We start from the raw sequence: 17,349 nt of genomic DNA, 5'->3' as shown, positions 1-17,349 counted from the left end.
GGGAGGAAAGGGAAATCCTTCCTCCCTCTTCTCCCTCTATAAATCAATTTGCCTTCGTCAGGAGCGAGTAGCCCATGAGTTTACCATTTTTATTGTACGTCTCTGACTTTATATCGAAAAGCTGATTGTCAGCCCGGTAGCTGACAACGCGCATGGAGTTACGAATAGGAATACCCATTACTTTATTTTCGAAGCTCATATCTGACGAGACTTTGTAGGCATCAAATTTTCCGGCGGGAGTTGTTAGGGCTTCTTTGCTTTCGACTTGCCGATTGGCCATTGTCATGCTCATGTTCATCATGGTGTTGCCGTTACTGGTCATTTCGGCTTCCATCTGCCCGTCGCTGAGTTTTTGCCCCACGCTTAGTTTACCCGGATAAACTAACTTGTTGGTTTTCAGTTTCATTTCCATGTCTTTGGGGCCATTGGATTGCATGGCCTGCATCATGCCCGACATATCGGCTACGAGTTCATTTCCCGTACAGGTGTAGTGAATCATATAGGGCGGGCGTTGTTTGCCTTTCTCATCCTCAAACTGAGCCGTAATGTCCATCACGGTCGAACTGCCTTCCTTATGAACGTCTTTGACTTGATAAATTACCTTACCGATGGGCTTGTCTTTGGGGTTGAAGTGGCTCAGTTCAAACCCCATGCCCGCCTTGAACGTCATACCCAGGCAGTCCTGAGCGTAGCCGTAACGGAATGCGCCCGCCAGTAGCAGTAGTGAAAAAAAGAGTGTTTTCATGCGTATAAACGTAAGTTGGTTTAGCTATCGCCAAAGGTAAAAATTACTGGAAATGAACCACTAAATCCTTGAGGGAACGGCTTTAAGGGAATAATGAATAATGAATAATGAATGCAAAAGAATTACAATTCATTCTACATTCTTCCCTTTATGCCCAGATCATACTCAGCACACCCAGGAAAATAATAAGTTTACAAAGACCACTGAGATAGCCAAAATCGCGCCGGGTATCGGCCAGCACAAGCCGGTAGATAAGCCACGCAATGGGAATGAGCAGGAGCAGGAAAATGGTGTTGAGCCGAAAGTTTTGTAATGAAATGGCAATGACAAAGAGCGAACATACAAAGGCCCCGATTAATACATAGAGCAGGTATTTTGTTCGGCGGAGGCCCCACACAATAGGTAGTGTTCGGCAACCGAACCGGGCATCACCCCGGATGTCCTGCATGTCTTTGATAATCTCCCGGATGAGCGAAATGCCAAACGAGAAAAAGGCATAAATAAGTAGCATCTCGGCGTTCTGGCGGTAGTATATGGCCAGAACAATCAGCGATAAAGCCGTAAGCAGGGCTATTACGATGTTGCCAATTAACGGCTGCCGCTTAAACGTTGCTGAGTAGAACCAAAGCAGCGAAACCGCGAGTACATCGGCCAGAAAGACCCATTTGCTCAGGTAGAGCCCAATCAGACAGCCCAGTACGTTTAATACCTGATGTACGCCTATGGCCATCCGGCGCTTAAGGTACCGGCCAATGACGACCCGTTCGGGTTTGTTGACCAGGTCAATTTTAACGTCGAAATAATCATTGATAATGTAGCCACCGGCGGCAATACAAACGGTCGATAGCGAAAGGAGCCAAATCGTTCGGTTGGCAAGGATAAGTAACCCATCAGTTGATGGGCCTACCAGAAAAATGCGGGCCAGAAACTGCGTCAGCACAACAATCAGCAAATTCTGCACCCGAATAAGTCGCAGAAAGCCGGACACGAAGGCCGGAAAAGGAACTGACTGTTGGGCAACCATTGATGGAAGTTTTGGTAAAAGTAGTGGAATAAGTCACGTATTGGGCAGGCGTAACATAGAGGAAAACGTAAACCAGGCTGTCTGCTTACTAAACCGGCTGTGCTTTATCCACTTCTTTCGGGATTCTTTTTGCCGGTGTTTGTTGTTGACAAACCAAACTCATTCTCTACGCATGAAAATTGGCATTGTGTGCTACCCAACTTTTGGGGGCAGTGGCGTGGTCGCTACCGAACTCGGCAAGGCATTGGCCCAAAACGGGCACCAGATTCATTTCATCACCTACCAGCAACCACCCCGGCTCGATTTCTTTAACGAAAATGTCTTTTATCACGAGGTAAATATACCATCGTATCCGCTCTTTCAATACGCGCCCTACGAATCGGCGTTAGCCAGCGAAATGGTCAACGTTGTATTGAACGAAAACGTTGATTTACTGCACGTTCACTACGCTATTCCGCACGCATCGGCGGCCTACATGGCCAAGATGATTTTGCGTTCGCAGGGGCGAAACGTGCCCGTGGTGACTACGCTGCACGGCACCGATATTACCCTGGTGGGCAAAGATGCGTCCTATGAACCAGTCGTTACGTTCAGCATCAACGAATCTGATGGCGTTACGGCGGTATCGGAGAATTTGCGGCAGGACACCTACAAACATTTCAAGGTTCACCGCGAAATTGAAGTTATTCCCAACTTTGTTGACCTCAGCCGGTTCAAACGCCAGCAGAAAGAGCATTTCAAGAAAGCCATCTGCCCCAACGGCGAGAAGCTGATTGTGCATACGTCCAATTTCCGGCGGGTGAAGCGCATCGACGATGCGGTGATGGCGTTTCACCACATTCAGGAGCAAATGCCCACCAAACTCCTGCTTGTGGGCGATGGTCCCGAACGCGCCCGCATTGAGCGGCTCGTGCGGGACCTCGGTATTTATGATTCGGTTCGGTTTCTGGGGAAATTAGATGCGGTTGAGGAAGTGCTGTCAGTAGCGGATTTATTTATCATGCCCTCCGAAAATGAAAGTTTTGGCCTGGCCGCTCTCGAAGCGCTGGCCTGCGAAGTGCCGCTCATTACTTCCAATGCGGGTGGACTGCCCGAACTGAACCTACAGGGCGTTACGGGCTTTCTGAGTCCGGTTGGCGATGTGGCCGACATGGTCAAAAACGCGCTGTTTGTCCTGGATGATGCCAACTTACCCAGATTTAAAGAAAACGCACTGGCGCGGGCCAAAGAATTCGAGTTATCGCGTATCTTGCCCCTCTACGAAGCTCATTACGAGCGGGTGTTGCAAGGAGTAATGAACAATGTATAATGAACAATGTATATTAACTGGCAGTGTAGTTTAGTCTAACACATACGACTGATCAGGCATTTAACATTATTCATTATTCATTATTCATTGTACATTATACATTGAATTCATGAACCCAAACATACCCCAAACAGACCGCAAACGTGTCGTTATTGTTGGCGCAGGTTTTGGCGGACTGAAACTGGCCCGCAAGTTATCGCACCGGAACGAGTTTCAGGTGGTGTTGATTAATCGAAACAACTTTCACGAATTTCAGCCGCTCTATTACCAGGTGGCAACGGCCGGGCTGGAAGCAAATTCCATTCTCTTTCCCTTGCGGGCGGTGTTCGGCGACGACAAGAAAGTGCATATCCGCGTGACTAACGTAATGGGTATTCGCCCGGCTGAAAAAGCCATAGACACAGAAATTGGGCCGATTCCATACGATTATTTAGTGATGGCCACCGGCGCCGATACTAATTTTTTCAACCAGCAGAACATCATTGCCAATGCCATCTCGATGAAGTCTGTTTCGGAAGCAATAGCCCTGCGAAACCGGATGCTGCAAAATTTTGAGGATGCGCTCAGTGTCGAAACCGAGGATGAACTGGAGGGGCTGATGGATGTGGTGGTGGTAGGCGGGGGGCCAACCGGAGTCGAATTGTGCGGCACCCTGGCCGAAATGCGAAAGACCGTACTGCCCTGCGATTATCCAGAGCTGAATTTCAAGAAGATGGACATTTTCCTCATCGAGTCGGGAGCCGAATTGCTGGGACCCATGTCGGTGGAATCGCAGAAACACTCGCTGCAGTATCTGCAAAAATTGGGCGTTCAGGTTCGGCTTAACACGCGCGTTAAAGATTTCGACGGTCGGGTTGTAACCATGAACGACGGGTCGACCCTGCGGAGCAATAACCTTATCTGGGCGGCTGGCGTCAAAGCAAATCCGCTGGCGGGCCTGCCGCCCGACGTTATTGGGCGGGGCGGGCGCGTGCTGGTCAACCGATACAGTCAGGTGCAGGGATTTACGGACGTGTTTGCCATTGGCGACGTAGCGATGATGGCCGAAGAAAAATGGCCCAATGGCCATCCGCAGGTAGCGCAGCCGGCTATGCAGCAGGGAAAGCATTTAGCCAAAAATCTGCTCCACTGGATTCGCAACGAGCAGCCGGAGGAGTTTATCTACCGCGACCTCGGCACCATGGCGACCATTGGCCGGGGATTGGCTGTCGTTGATTTGCCTTTTTGGAAATTTCAGGGATTTTTTGCCTGGTTAACCTGGTTGTTTGTTCACCTGATGTCGATTGTTGGCGTAAAAAACCGGCTGTTTATCTTTCTGAACTGGATGTTCAACTACCTGACATACAACAACTCACTGCGCCTGATTATTCGACCAAAGCTGCCGAAATCTACGTCTGAGGGTCTTCAGGAGAAACTTTCCGACCAAATGTCTGTTAACAAATCATAATCAGGATAGTAAACCTGATTTACTATATAATCAGGTTTAACCGTTTTTCACTCTATTTTTGTGCCAATAGTTTATTAACAATGTCTTTGCTCTATGGAATCAACCACCGAAAAACTGCATACACTAGCTGGTCATGGCAATACCCGGCCTAAAAACAGTGGCAGCAAAAAATTATTTGATAATCCAATACTGGAAGCGCTATCAAGAACGCATATTATGGTGCCCATCTCGATGTGGCTGATTATGTCGGCGTTTCTGGGTTGGTATGCCTTTACCTATACAGATATGGGTACGAATACCATTGCAGTCTTGTTTGTAGTCGGTTTGCTCTCGTTTACGCTGTTTGAATACGTGTTACACCGTTATCTGTATCATTTGGCCCCAACAACGCCCCGACGGGCCCAAATTCAGTACAAATTTCATGGTGTTCACCACGAGTATCCAAAAGATAAGACCCGGCTGGCAATGCCTCCCGCTCTCGCTATTGTTGTGGCCAGTGTCTTTTTTGGCTTGTTTTTTCTGTTGATGGGCGAAGCGGCTTATGCCTTTTTTCCTGGTTTTCTGGTGGGGTATTCGGGTTATTTAGCCATGCACTTCATTGTTCATGCTTATGCCCCACCGAAGAATTTCTTTAAATACCTGTGGATAAATCACAGCGTGCATCATTACAAGAACCCGGAGAGTAACTTTGGGGTATCGTCGCCGTTCTGGGATCATGTTTTCGGCTCCTATCAGAAGTAGATGGCCTACCGTTTTCACACAAAAATTCCCCGGCAACTAGTTGCCGGGGAATTTTTGTGTATAGCGTATTCAGGCTGGCGTCACTTCAGTTTTTCGTTTGTCAGATGCCGGGTAGCATCGCGGCTGTTTTTCTTGGCTAAGTTCTTCTGAAAGGCTTCGGTCAGGTCGATACCGGTTTGGTTGGCAAGGCAAATAAGCACCCACAGCACATCGGCCATTTCGTCGCCGAGATCTTTGGTCTTATCCGATTCTTTCTCTGACTGTTCGCCATATCGACGGGCGATAATGCGGGCCACCTCGCCAACTTCTTCCGTGAGCATAGCCATGTTGGTTAGTTCATTAAAATACCGAACCCCAACGGTTTTTATCCAGTCGTCAACGGTGGTTTGGGCGTCGCGTAGGGTTAATTCTGTTTCAGGTTTCATGTTTATTGTTCCAGGTTCCACGTTCCATGTTAATTGCTCTGGCTGGACGTTGAACCTGAAACCTGGAACAATAAACTAAAACTATTTTTCCGGTACAAACGTCAGCGTACTGAACTGGTCTTCGTCGAACGATTCCTGAGCAAGCGTTTGCAACTGATTGGCCGTTACGGCTTTAATGTCGTTGAAAATATCGTTCAGCGCTTCGACCCGGTCGATGTCGAGCAGGCTTTTCGCCATCATCAGCATAAAACTGTTATTGCTCTCTTCAGACATCGCCAACTGGCCAATTAACTGCTCTTTCGTTTGGTGCAGTTGCAGTGTGGTGAGTGGCTGCTCGCGCAGGCGCTTCAACTCCTTCATAATCAATGCCCGCGCCTTATCGACTTTTTTAGGGTCGGTGCCGAAGTAGATGCCCAGGAAACCGGTGTCTAAATAGGGCGTATAGCTGGCATCTATCGAATACACTAAGCCGTATTTTTCGCGCAGATTCAGGTTCAGCCGGGAGTTCATTCCCGGCCCGCCAAGCAGGTTAACAAGCATGAAAAATGGCAACCGTCGCGGGTCTTTCAGCCCATAAGCGGGACGACCTACCGCGCACTGGGCCTGCGTGATAGGCCGTTCCACACGGGTTCGACGCGGCACATAGTCCGTTGGCATTTGGCGCTGGCGGGCCGCGATTTGTGCGGGCACGTCGAGGAAGTATTTTTCGGCCACTTTCACCACCTGTCTGAAGGGCAGCTTGCTCACCGAGGCAAACACAATACGGCTGGTGTCGTAATTCTCGGCAATGAACCGCTGAAGGTCTTCGCGCCGGAACGACGCAACGGTTTCGGTGGTGCCCAGAATGTTGCCGCCAAGCGCGTGATTTGGGAATACTAACTCGTCGAAGTCATCCTGAATGGCATCTTCGGGCGAGTCGTAATACATGGCCATTTCTTCCAGAATGACCCCCCGTTCGCGCTCGATTTGTTTCTCGGGGAACACCGAATGAAACGTAATGTCGGCTAACAGTTCGGTGGCTTTCTCGAAATGAGCATCCAGCACCGACGCGTGAAAGCACACTTTTTCTTTAGTTGTATAGGCATTCAACTCACCCCCAACGGTTTCTAATCGGGTAATGATGTGGTAGGATTTTCGTTTCTCCGTACCTTTGAAGGCCATATGTTCCCAGAAATGGGCCAGTCCCTGCTGATGCGGTTGTTCGTCGCGGCTACCGATGTCGAGCATAATGCCACAGTGGGCAATCTGCGTATGCGGTATTTGTTTGTGTGCAATCCGAATTCCGTTGGGCAGGGTATAAACTTCGTAATCTTCCATTCTTCGTAATTTACGCAGTCGTAACGACGTATTGAGCGTACTAATGATAACCGCAACCAATCCGCCCCGGTTCCTGATTATTCAAACCGCGTTCATCGGCGATGTAATTCTGGCGACGGCCCTGCTCGAACAACTGCACGCAGCCCGGCCCGATGCCGTCCTGGATGTGCTGGTTCGGAAAGGAAACGAAGGCCTGCTGGCGAATCATCCGTTTCTGAATGAGGTGCTGGTTTGGGATAAAAAAGGCAGCGGGGGCGCGTTCGCCAAATATCGGGATTTATCGCGGTTGGTACGCATCATTCGTACCCGGAACTACGATGCCGTTCTGAACCTGCAACGATACGGTACAATGGGTTTATTAACCACTTTGTCGGGCGCAAAAGAAACGGTTGGGTTCGACAAAAACCCCTTTTCACGGTTCTTCACGCACCGGGTCGAACACCGATTTGAGCCGGGAGTACATGAAGTCGACCGAAACAGGGGTTTGCTGAATGTGCTGGAACTGAGGGAGAACCAACAAAACCAACCATTGGCGGTCCAACCGTTGGCGCGGCCCAAACTGTATCCGTCGGCTGAGGATTATGAAGTGATTAAGGTATATCAGAGCGGGCGGTATGTGTGTATGGCGCCGATGTCGGTCTGGTTCACGAAACAGTATCCTGCCGAACGATGGATTGACCTAATTCAGGCATTACCCGAAAAGCTGACGGTATACTTGCTGGGTGCGCCAACCGATACAATCGCCTGTGAAACCATTAAAACCCTGAGTGGTCGGGTGGCAGATGTGGTTAATCTGGCGGGAAAGTTAAGTTTATTGCAATCGGCGGCTTTGCAGCAGGGTGCGGTGATGAATTATGTCAATGATTCGGCGCCACTGCATTTGTGTTCGGCTATGAACGCACCGACAACGGCTATTTTCTGCTCAACGGTGCCGGAGTTTGGCTTTGGGCCACTGGCCGATGTTTCGCGGGTGGTGCAAATACCAGAACACCTGGCGTGCAAACCCTGTAATCTGCATGGGCGGACGGCCTGTCCGCTGGGTCATTTTCGGTGCGCCTGGGGGATTCGGGTGGAGGAGTTGGCGCAATTAACTTTATAAAATTCCTTTGGCGGCTAAGGCGCGATTATGATGCATTAACAATTCCGTCATGGCTTGGTAAGCCTTCTGCTGCTCCAGCGAACTTTGGTGAATGGCTTCGGTGCGTTCCCGCAATTCACCAAAGGCTTCTCCGTGCCGCTCCAGGCGCTCCTGATGTTTCTGCATCTGAGCAATTAATGTCCAAATCTGCTGGCGTTGTTCGTCTCTATGTTCGCGCTGCTCATCCAATTGTCCCTGATGATTCTCGATTCGTTCATTGATGCGTTCAATTCGTTCACTAATTTGCTTAACTTCTTCTTCAAGTCGCTCAAATTGTTCACTATGCCGATCAATGCGTTGGAGGGTTTCGACCAGTAACTCTAAAATACGTTCCTCATTTTTCATAGCCCAAACGTACTGATATTATGGGCAAAATCAAAAGCAATGACAGAGCGAAGAGAGACGTTTTCCAGAAAACTGACTACAAATGGAGCGTGGGTGGAAGCCCACGCTCCATAGCCTAATATTCGTACTTGATGCCCATTTTCCTGGCCATATCCGAAAACACCTGCGGGTCGAAATCGTCGGCGCCGGGCGAATTCAATTGTGGCTCTTCCTCAAGGTCAGGTACTGGAAAGCCCGGAATGGCTCCCTCAATGACCACACACTCCTGGCCATCGTCGGGGTGCGGCCCGTTCCAGATGAGACCTGCCTGCTTGTAATCTTCCTGACTGAAGGTGTAAAGCTGCAGGTGCAGTTTTTGCTCCATGAACTTCTTAGCTTCGGGAAACGCATTGTTGCTTAAGTCGGGTATTGGCAACAGTTTCGTTACTTCTACGCCCGTTAGTTTTTCCAACGCTTTCGCATAGGCAACGATGTGCAGCCCCCCGCGCACCAGCAGGTAGCCAACCATCGTGCGGGCCGTTGGGTCCGTCACCATTTCGTAGGCCCGCATTTTGTTGCCCCGTGCGCCACATTCCAGAAAGAAATTATGCAGTAAATCTAATTTAAGGTTCCCGCTGCTAAACACGTTCTGGCCGGTCCAGAAGTTGCCCATCGAATCGACAGGCAGCGAACCCTGTCCACTGGCAATATAATGATAGGTGTTGCGGGCATTAACAGCGTCGGCAAGTGGACCCGGCACGGGGTCGTGGCCGCGTTTGGTAACGCCTGTTAGCAACAGGTTGATGGCATACGACACAACCTCGATATGGCCGTATTCTTCACCGGCAATGCTGGCAATAACGTCGTAGAAGGGGCGAATTTTCTTGCGACCCCGAAAGTTGAACGATTGAAAGGTGTAGTTCATCAGGGTCGACATCTCCCCGAATTTACCACCCAGTAATTCCTGAATGGCGGCTGCGTCGTTGGCCGACGGGTTTTTAGGGATAGGCAGCTCAATAGGGAGCCGGTCCATTTTTAAAATCATAACCTTGTCGTTTTGTAGTTAGACTGAGAATGTATACTCAACAAGCCAACTCACCCTACAGAGATTAGGTTAGAAAAAACGTGTGAAATAAGAAAAATGAGAGCCAACGGGCCTGAACGTAGCCAGTCCGGTTATGTTACTTCACCGTCACGGGCTTTGTCGGGTCGATTCGAAGCCAGAGTAACGCGCTAACAAACAGGCAACCGGCAATCATGAACAGTGGATAATTGAAGTTTTTGGTTTGTTCAACGATTATGCCAAACAGAATTGTGATGAAAAAGCCACCGAGTTGCCCGGCAAAGTTCATCGACCCGGTCACTGTGCCCGCGTTGCGCTGGCCAATATCCACGCATACCGCAAAGGCAACGGGCAGGGCAAGGTCTTTCAGCAAGACGCACGTTGCCAGTAAATAGCCCGCCATCTGGTTATCCGTCGTTAGCCCCGCCAGCAGAAAAAACAAACTCGACAGGCCCAGTCCACCCATACCCACCGCCCGCCGACCGATTTTCAGGCCGTAGCGTTTGGTCAGCGCATCGCTCAACAGACCACCGACCAAACAGCCAATGGCACCCAGAAAATAGGAGAGGGAGATAAAGTTCTTGGTCTGGTCTTCGGTCATACCGCGCCCTTCCTGAAAATAAACCGACGACCAGTTGGTGAAGAAATACGAGCCGTAGAAAAACAGGTGGCACATGAGCATCAAGGCCCATAAATCGGGGTTGCGGATAATGGTTTGCCAGGGAATCCGGTGGTCGGTCTGTTTGATACGCCGGCCCGATTCGATTTCCTGAATCTCATCTTGGCTGATGCCCGATTTTTCGGCGGGTTCGTCCCGAAACCAGGCAAACCAGCCGATAGCCCATGCGACGCCCAGCAAACCCAGTGCCCCAAAGGCCCACCGCCAGCCCGCCCAGTGCACCAGCGGAATGACCAACAGTGGTGTCAACGCGCCACCCAGCCGCCCAGCCGCCCATATCACCGACTGCGCCCGGCCTACTTCAACGGCGGGAAACCAGCGCGCGATTACGATTGACGCATTCGGATACGCACCGGCTTCGCCAATGCCGAACAAAAACCGGACGATGAGCAGATACAGAAAATTAAACGCCGTGCCGGTCAGCATTGTAAACCCCGACCACCACAGCACCACCCGCGTCAGCACGCGCCGGGGCCCAATCTTGTCGCCCAAAGCGCCAGTCGGTATTTCAAATAACGCATAGGCTAAAGAGAACGCACCCAGTATCCAGCCAAACTGCTGATTGTCGAGGTGCAGGTCCGCTTTGACGTACTTGCTCACCACGTTCATGCAAACGCGGTCGAGGTAGGTGATGGTGGAGAGCAGAAATAAGCCCGTGAGGACGCGGTAACGGACCTTCATAAGCGACGAGGGAAGGGAGTGAGGGGAAAGGCCAAAAATAACTTACGGGCATGTCTTTATACCAACCCCTAGCAGATGTATTTTTACGGCATGTCGACCGTAACGATTGCCCCTATTTCCGAAAGCCTGCCTGCTTTCCTGGAGTCCCACGATTTTTCGGCCATTGCCGTCATCGCCGATAACCACACGTTTAAGTTTTGCTACCCTGAATTAAAGCCGTTACTGCCCAAACATACACTGGTCAGGATCAAGTCGGGCGAAGAGCAAAAGCACATTGCCACCTGCGAGTTAATCTGGGATGCCCTGACGCGGGCTAATTTCGACCGGCATGCACTGGTACTGAACCTCGGTGGGGGCGTTATTGGCGACATGGGCGGCTTTTGTGCGGCAACTTACAAGCGAGGGATCGCCTTTGCCCAACTGCCCACCACATTGCTCTCGCAGGTAGATGCCAGTGTGGGCGGCAAATTAGGTATTGATTTTCGGGGATTCAAAAATCACATCGGCGTTTTTCAACAGCCTGATAGCGTGCTTATTGATGCAACTTTTCTGGCAACTCTGCCCGAGCGTGAACTCCAGTCGGGCTTTGCCGAGGTCATTAAGCACTGCCTGATTGCCGATGCGGGTATGTGGGACGAAATTCGCCGACGCGACCTCAATGAGCAGGATTGGCCCGCGCTGGTCGCGCATTCGGTGGGCGTGAAGCAGCACGTTGTCGCACAGGATCCTACCGAGAAGGGAGTACGAAAAATTCTGAACTTCGGGCATACACTGGGCCACGCCGTTGAAACGTATTTTCTGACGGTCCCGTCGCTCCGGCGCACCGGATCGGGTCAGCCCCCCAAGCGGCTTCTGCACGGCGAGGCCATTGCCGTTGGGATGGTGGCCGAAGCATTTATTGCCTTTCAGAAAAAGATGATTGACCAATTGCTGCTGACGCAAATCGAAGAATACATATTTGCCGTATATGGAAATGTGCGGCTAACCGATGACGATATTGAGCCAATTCTGGCCCTGACGCTGCAGGACAAGAAGAACCGGGGCCGGGAGGTGCGAATGTCGCTGCTCAACGGACCCGGAAGTTGTTCATTCGACATACCCGTTACGGCTGCCGACATGCGCCGGGGTATGGAGTTCTACCGGGGCCTAAATAAATAGCATATTATTTGGTAATAGACCATTGTTTGCCAAACAATTACGATTATATTTGGGTTCGACCCGTGGTTGTCATAACTATTTATTAAACATAAGTTATCTATCGAAAACTTCTTTACGAACGTAAGTATGAAAAAGTGCATCGGAATTCTATTTACGCTGGCCGTTGTTGCTATGGCGGGTTGTTCGTCAAGTCGACTGTTTGTGGAGCATGATTATAGCTACGAGGGCCATTTTAAAAACTACGAATCCTTCAATTTCTTAGAGTGCGAATTTGTCGATTCGACACTCCTCTGCTCCGACATTCAGGATGCCATCCGGCACCAGATGGAAGCACGCGGCTACCGGGTCAGCAACCGGAATCCCAACCTGTTGATATCCTATAATATTTTCCGTTCCGACCTGCGTTTCCGGGGCTACCAGCAGCCGGTCATTAAAGACTGGGTCGTTCGGGAAGATGACGATGCCACCTACAAACGTATCGATTACAATCTCGATGAAGGCACGCTGATGATTTCGCTCATCGACGCCGAATCGTATCAGGTGATCTGGAAAGGCTATGCCTCAAAGATGATGCGGAACCAGAATTTCAAGAATAACTATTTCAAAGGCATTGTCCGGTCCATTTTCGACCAGTACCCGCTGATGGCGACAGCCCGGTAGGCGGTAATGGTGATGTAAAATGAATAATGGTCAATGGATAATGCACCAAGTCATTATCCATTGACCATTATTCATTCGGGGCCGCCCGCGCGGTACATTACTTCGTCAATTCCTTAAAAATCCCCTCCAGCGAATTCTCCTGTTGCCGCAATCCAACCAGTTTGAGATTCCGGTCGGCGGCAAGGCGGAAAATCGAGGCTCGTAAATCGGTAGTCTGCTTAGCAATAATGCGATACTGACCGCGTCCGAGTGGTTCGACCTGAGTAACGCCCGACACCGATGTCAGCACCGCCGAATCAGTCAAATCGCCTTCAAATTCGGCAACAACGACCACGCTTTCTCCCGCCGATGCGTTTCTGAGCTGACTCAGCGGCCCGTCGGCCACAATCTGCCCCCGGTTGATGATCACCACCCGGTCACAAATAGCTTCGACTTCCTGCATGATATGCGTGGAAAAAAGCACCGTTTTGTCACGACCGGCCTCCCGAATCACCTGCCTGATTTCGGCTAACTGGTTAGGATCAAGGCCCGTTGTGGGTTCGTCGAGAATCAATACCGGTGGATTGTGCAGCAGTGCCTGCGCCAGCCCAACCCGTTGCCGATAACCTTTGGAGAGTTGCCCGATGCGCTTGTGCTGCTCCCGACCAAGCCCAACCAACGCAAGCATGTCGGCAATACGTCGGCTCAGGTCTGACCCACGCAGGCCGTGCAGGGACCCCGCAAAGCGGAGATATTCCTTCACGTATAAATCTAAATAAAGCGGATTGTGCTCCGGCAAATAGCCCACACTCCGGCGCACGTCCATTGGCTGCGTCCTGACGTCGAATCCGTTCACTTCGACGGTGCCCTCCGTTGGTGGGAGATAACCCGTGGCAATCTTCATGGTTGTGGATTTTCCGGCCCCATTAGGGCCAAGAAAGCCGACAATCTCGCCCGGCAGCACAGTTAACGAAATCTGGTCGACGGCCCGCTGCTGATTATATTCTTTGGTGAGATTCTGTACCCGGATAGACATAATTTATTGATAAAGCTGACTAATCAACGACGAAGGGCGCGTAACCGGCATATATTCATGAGGTGTTCATGTTGATTCGACAGGATTACAGGATTGACAGAATGTTCATTTAAGCAAAATTGTGCTAATCCTGTAATCCTGTCGAAAAATGACATACTTATCCGGCGTCCGTGTACAAGTATCAGACAAAAACCGGAAAGAATTTCTATTTTTAGCGGTTTAACATCAATAGACCCCGTTTTTCTTCAGCCAGCCTATGTCCCTTTTTCGCAAAAAGACCGTAACCCAAATATTAAGTGATGCCGCCGAAGGCGAGTCGAGTAAATTAGTGAAGACGCTGGGTGTCCGCGACCTGACCTCGTTTGGTATTGCGGCCATCATTGGTGCCGGTATTTTCAGCACCATCGGCCTGGCCAGTTACAACGGTGGTCCGGCGGTGTCGCTGCTGTTTGTGTTTACGGCCATTGCCTGCGTATTCACGGCGCTAAGTTACGCACAGTTTGCCAGTACGGTGCCCGTAAGTGGCAGCGCCTACACCTATGCCTATGTCGCGTTTGGGGAAATTTTTGCGTGGGTTATTGGCTGGGCGCTCATTCTCGAATATGCCGTCAGCAACATGGTTGTGGCCATTTCGTGGTCGGAGTATTTCACCTCTATGCTTAGCGGTTTTGGTATCACCTTTCCCAAATACTTTGCCACTGATTACGGTTCAGCGTCCCGTGCGTTTACCCTCATTGAGCAAACCAGATTAGCGGGTAGGTCGCTCGATACGCTTCCCGAAAACACGCGCATTCTGGCCGATGCCTACGCCAACGCGCCCCAGATCGGCGAGTTCCATCTGATTGCCAACCTGCCTGCCGGGGCCATTACGGTACTGATTACGGCGTTGGTCTATATCGGTATCAAGGAATCGCGCACGGCGAGTAATATCCTGGTCGTACTCAAATTAGCAGTCATCGCCTTAGTCATCGGGGTGGGCGCCTTTTATGTGAAACCAGCTAACTGGTCGCCGTTTGCGCCAAACGGGGTATCGGGTGTATTGAGCGGAGTGGCGTCAGTATTCTTTGCCTTTATCGGGTTCGATTCCATTTCCACCACCGCTGAAGAGTGTAAGAATCCCCAGCGCGACCTGCCTCGTGCCATGCTCTACTGCTTAGGCATTTGTACTGTGCTCTACGTGCTGATTACGCTCGTGCTGACTGGCATGGTAAATTACAAGGAGTTGGGCGTAAGCGACCCGCTGGCCTACGTGTTTCAGAAAGTAAACCTCGATTTTGTGGCTGGCGTCATTTCGGTGAGTGCGGTGGTGGCCATCACGAGTGCCCTATTGGTGTACCAACTCGGGCAGCCGCGTATCTGGATGACCATGAGCCGCGACGGATTGCTCTGGAAACGGTTCTCCCGGATTCATCCCAAATTCAAAACGCCTTCGTTTGCTACCATCGTTACGGGCTTTCTGGTGGCCATTCCCTCGCTGTTCATGGACTTGAAATTCTTTGTCGACCTGACCAGCGTGGGAACGTTTTTCGCGTTTATTCTCGTCTGTGCCGGAATTCTGTACTTAGATGCCAAAGGACTTACGGCCCAATCGAAGTTCAAGGTGCCTTACATAAACGGCAAGTACATCATTGGGGCGGTCCTGCTGGCCGTACTGGCCTACGCGCTGACGGGGGATAACCTGGTCCAAACGTTGGAGAGTAAACCACTGCTGGTCGTTTTCTGGGGGGTGTGGACGGTACTGGCCGTGCAGGGTTTCCGGTATAATTTCTCATTGTTGCCGGTAGTCGGCGTGCTAACCAACCTGTATCTGATGACCGAATTGGGCGCCAGCAACTGGAAGATTTTTGGTATCTGGTTAGTGATTGGCTTAGTTATCTACTTTTCGTATGGGTTCAGCCATAGTAAGTTGCGGAAAGCGGAGTCGATTTCGTTGTAAATTTGTTTGTTGTTAAAACAAGATACACATGGAAGCTACAGCGATGGATATCGCCCGATCACTTTGGATCATTTACCGGCAAATGCCTGCTGCCGTTCAGCACGAGTTTAAGCGATTGATTGACGATGAGGACGAGGATGCAGGCTGGATGAAACTTACCGAAGAAGCGCTCCGGGACGATTGGGAGGCCCCCGAAAATGACGTATGGGACGAATTTTACGCTAAGCAACATGCCTGACTATTTGCAGGGGGAGATTATATGGGCCGACTATCCATTGTCAGATAAGCCTGATAAATCACATTTAGATATGGCCGACGGTAGGGCCAAACGTGCTAAATAAGCTGTTACGGTTTGGAAGAGGCTAAGACGGTTATTGATTGGGGTAAATAGCATAATAACCAGTGGAAGTCTTGTTATAGAGAACATATTTCAAGCTTCCATAATAAAGGTTTGTCAAAGGAATTATTCATCCACAAATTACTAATTAAAAACAATGGAATTTCTTGCAGTAATTGGAGTAATTGCCCTGTTCTTTTTTGGTAAGTTTATTTATGATACATATATAACAGACAATACAGATAAAAACTGGGAGAAATATCAAAAGAATAATCCAGAATCAGCAGCAGGTATAGAAGGAAATAGAGGATTAAATTTCAATACCCAATCTATTAAAAATCAGAACAAAAAAATAGCGAGCTACGTCTTTATTGCCAATAATTTAAATTGTGCTCCCGAACATGTTGAAGCCATATATACCACTGATTTGAGAAAGAATATATCTCATTCATCTCAAGCTTTAGAAATGGCTAAAAACTGGCAGGATGAAAAACATAAACAATCTGAACAGTTAAATATTGATCCAGACGATACACCCGCCGGTTTACTTGAGACATGGACAATGTCTGTTTTCAACGACTTAAAACGTTCTGAAAACCTAAGCAGTAAAGATGAAATAGAGGAAGAAGAGGATAGTGAGTACGAAGAAGATAAGGAGGATGGAGATATTGAAGAGGAGGACTTGGATCAAAATGAGGACGATGATGAAGACGAAATAGAAATTAACATTTCTGGATTACACAATATCAAAATTAATAATAGCAAGAAGTCTGATGTTATAAATGTCTATGGCTTACCAGATAAAGAAGAAAATCATGGTAGTTTTTCAACAGAAATGATATATTATAGCCAGGGGCTATCATTTTTATATAGAGCAAATAAAAAGAAGCAAAGAATAATAGGAATAAAAATGGCTAGGAATTTTAAAAAATACTTTCCTCTAATAAAGGATTCAATAGATGGAAATATTACTTTAAATACTGTAATGAACGCTTATGGGAAAGTAAATATTCGTACTGCGGGTATTAATTCAGCAGGGAAGTGGTGGGTTGTAATTCGATATCAGCCTCTTGTTAGTTTTGAAAGTGAATACTCTGATTATTACACGAAGAATAGCGCCTTAAAACTACGGATTATTCTAATAGGAATTTATAGTTTTTAGAGACTATTTGAGAAGATTAATTAATAGATAAGCACTGAATTACAGAATACCCTCTCAATATAAGATAGTTGGTGATGGCTCAATAATGTTGAATGCCGAAGAAAAACTGATTGATAAATAACCCAATCACCGTGTCATGAACCACCACTGACTTCGAGAAACAGATTGTCTTCCGAGCTAACCGTTTG

General features: G+C 49.2%; 18 protein-coding genes. 9 read left to right on the top strand and 9 right to left on the bottom strand.

The window, feature by feature from the left end; genetic code table 11:
• Nucleotides 1–43: 43 nt before the first annotated feature.
• Together ACYVI1_RS28960 and ACYVI1_RS28955 are read right to left on the bottom strand one after the other, a co-directional pair.
• Nucleotides 44–745, bottom strand: coding sequence for a TapB family protein (locus ACYVI1_RS28960; protein ID WP_460914893.1), 702 nt, complete (start codon nucleotides 743–745; stop codon nucleotides 44–46).
• A gap of 148 nt (nucleotides 746–893) precedes the next feature.
• The gene (locus ACYVI1_RS28955) at nucleotides 894–1,769 is read right to left on the bottom strand and encodes a geranylgeranylglycerol-phosphate geranylgeranyltransferase (protein WP_460914892.1); all 876 of its coding nucleotides are present in this window, start codon (nucleotides 1,767–1,769) and stop codon (nucleotides 894–896) included.
• A 172-nt stretch (nucleotides 1,770–1,941) separates the two neighbouring features.
• On the opposite strand from ACYVI1_RS28955, the gene bshA reads away from it, so the two are divergent.
• The 3 genes from bshA to ACYVI1_RS28940 all read left to right on the top strand — a co-directional run bounded on the left by bshA (nucleotide 1,942) and on the right by ACYVI1_RS28940 (nucleotide 5,266).
• The gene (gene bshA, locus ACYVI1_RS28950; RefSeq protein WP_460914890.1) at nucleotides 1,942–3,078 is read left to right on the top strand and encodes an N-acetyl-alpha-D-glucosaminyl L-malate synthase BshA; all 1,137 of its coding nucleotides are present in this window, start codon (nucleotides 1,942–1,944) and stop codon (nucleotides 3,076–3,078) included.
• A gap of 109 nt (nucleotides 3,079–3,187) precedes the next feature.
• Nucleotides 3,188–4,525: an NAD(P)/FAD-dependent oxidoreductase gene (locus tag ACYVI1_RS28945; RefSeq protein ID WP_460914889.1), complete on the top strand. Its 1,338-nt coding sequence runs from the start codon at nucleotides 3,188–3,190 to the stop codon at nucleotides 4,523–4,525.
• A 93-nt stretch (nucleotides 4,526–4,618) separates the two neighbouring features.
• Entirely contained in the window at nucleotides 4,619–5,266 is a 648-nt protein-coding gene (locus ACYVI1_RS28940) for a sterol desaturase family protein (RefSeq protein WP_460914887.1), read from the top strand.
• A gap of 80 nt (nucleotides 5,267–5,346) precedes the next feature.
• On the opposite strand, the gene ACYVI1_RS28935 is transcribed toward ACYVI1_RS28940, so the two are convergent.
• Together ACYVI1_RS28935 and ACYVI1_RS28930 are read right to left on the bottom strand one after the other, a co-directional pair.
• Nucleotides 5,347–5,691, bottom strand: a complete 345-nt coding sequence (locus ACYVI1_RS28935) for a nucleotide pyrophosphohydrolase (RefSeq protein ID WP_460914885.1) — start codon at nucleotides 5,689–5,691, stop codon at nucleotides 5,347–5,349.
• 81 nt (nucleotides 5,692–5,772) lie between these two features.
• Complete coding sequence (locus tag ACYVI1_RS28930; protein ID WP_460914884.1) at nucleotides 5,773–7,008, bottom strand: M16 family metallopeptidase; 1,236 nt, start codon at nucleotides 7,006–7,008, stop codon at nucleotides 5,773–5,775.
• A gap of 43 nt (nucleotides 7,009–7,051) precedes the next feature.
• Between ACYVI1_RS28930 and ACYVI1_RS28925 the strand changes: the two genes are divergently transcribed.
• A complete protein-coding gene (locus tag ACYVI1_RS28925) occupies nucleotides 7,052–8,107 on the top strand; it encodes a glycosyltransferase family 9 protein (RefSeq protein WP_460914883.1) in 1,056 nt (351 codons plus the stop codon).
• On the opposite strand, the gene ACYVI1_RS28920 is transcribed toward ACYVI1_RS28925, so the two are convergent.
• From ACYVI1_RS28920 to ACYVI1_RS28910, 3 genes are all read right to left on the bottom strand, one after another.
• The gene (locus ACYVI1_RS28920) at nucleotides 8,102–8,491 is read right to left on the bottom strand and encodes a hypothetical protein (RefSeq protein WP_460914882.1); all 390 of its coding nucleotides are present in this window, start codon (nucleotides 8,489–8,491) and stop codon (nucleotides 8,102–8,104) included. The genes ACYVI1_RS28925 and ACYVI1_RS28920 overlap by 6 nt on opposite strands.
• A gap of 115 nt (nucleotides 8,492–8,606) precedes the next feature.
• On the bottom strand, nucleotides 8,607–9,515 hold the full coding sequence (locus ACYVI1_RS28915) for a manganese catalase family protein (protein WP_460914881.1): 909 nt from the start codon (nucleotides 9,513–9,515) through the stop codon (nucleotides 8,607–8,609).
• A 136-nt stretch (nucleotides 9,516–9,651) separates the two neighbouring features.
• Entirely contained in the window at nucleotides 9,652–10,893 is a 1,242-nt protein-coding gene (locus ACYVI1_RS28910; RefSeq protein WP_460914880.1) for an MFS transporter, read from the bottom strand.
• 90 nt (nucleotides 10,894–10,983) lie between these two features.
• On the opposite strand from ACYVI1_RS28910, the gene aroB reads away from it, so the two are divergent.
• Nucleotides 10,984–12,051: a 3-dehydroquinate synthase gene (gene aroB, locus ACYVI1_RS28905; RefSeq protein ID WP_460914878.1), complete on the top strand. Its 1,068-nt coding sequence runs from the start codon at nucleotides 10,984–10,986 to the stop codon at nucleotides 12,049–12,051.
• A gap of 126 nt (nucleotides 12,052–12,177) precedes the next feature.
• Nucleotides 12,178–12,711 (top strand): DUF4136 domain-containing protein, encoded by a 534-nt coding sequence (locus ACYVI1_RS28900; RefSeq protein WP_460914877.1) that lies wholly within the window; start codon nucleotides 12,178–12,180, stop codon nucleotides 12,709–12,711.
• Nucleotides 12,712–12,808: 97 nt separating this feature from the next.
• On the opposite strand, the gene gldA is transcribed toward ACYVI1_RS28900, so the two are convergent.
• Complete coding sequence (gene gldA, locus ACYVI1_RS28895; RefSeq protein WP_460914876.1) at nucleotides 12,809–13,726, bottom strand: gliding motility-associated ABC transporter ATP-binding subunit GldA; 918 nt, start codon at nucleotides 13,724–13,726, stop codon at nucleotides 12,809–12,811.
• A 256-nt stretch (nucleotides 13,727–13,982) separates the two neighbouring features.
• Here gldA and ACYVI1_RS28890 point away from each other — a divergent pair, with 256 nt between their 5' ends.
• The 3 genes from ACYVI1_RS28890 (at nucleotide 13,983) to ACYVI1_RS28880 (ending at nucleotide 17,161) form a co-directional block, all read left to right on the top strand.
• Nucleotides 13,983–15,662, top strand: coding sequence for an amino acid permease (locus tag ACYVI1_RS28890; protein ID WP_460914875.1), 1,680 nt, complete (start codon nucleotides 13,983–13,985; stop codon nucleotides 15,660–15,662).
• A gap of 28 nt (nucleotides 15,663–15,690) precedes the next feature.
• A complete protein-coding gene (locus tag ACYVI1_RS28885) occupies nucleotides 15,691–15,900 on the top strand; it encodes a hypothetical protein (RefSeq protein ID WP_460914874.1) in 210 nt (69 codons plus the stop codon).
• 256 nt (nucleotides 15,901–16,156) lie between these two features.
• Nucleotides 16,157–17,161, top strand: a complete 1,005-nt coding sequence (locus tag ACYVI1_RS28880; RefSeq protein WP_460914873.1) for a hypothetical protein — start codon at nucleotides 16,157–16,159, stop codon at nucleotides 17,159–17,161.
• Between the two features lie 79 nt (nucleotides 17,162–17,240).
• Here ACYVI1_RS28880 and ACYVI1_RS28875 read toward each other — a convergent pair.
• Nucleotides 17,241–17,349: IS1 family transposase (locus ACYVI1_RS28875; RefSeq protein WP_460915316.1), on the bottom strand; the 109-nt coding region annotated here is incomplete at its 5' end.

It is taken from the genome of Spirosoma areae (assembly GCF_054781775.1).
This window is presented reverse-complemented; position numbering and strand designations above follow the sequence as displayed.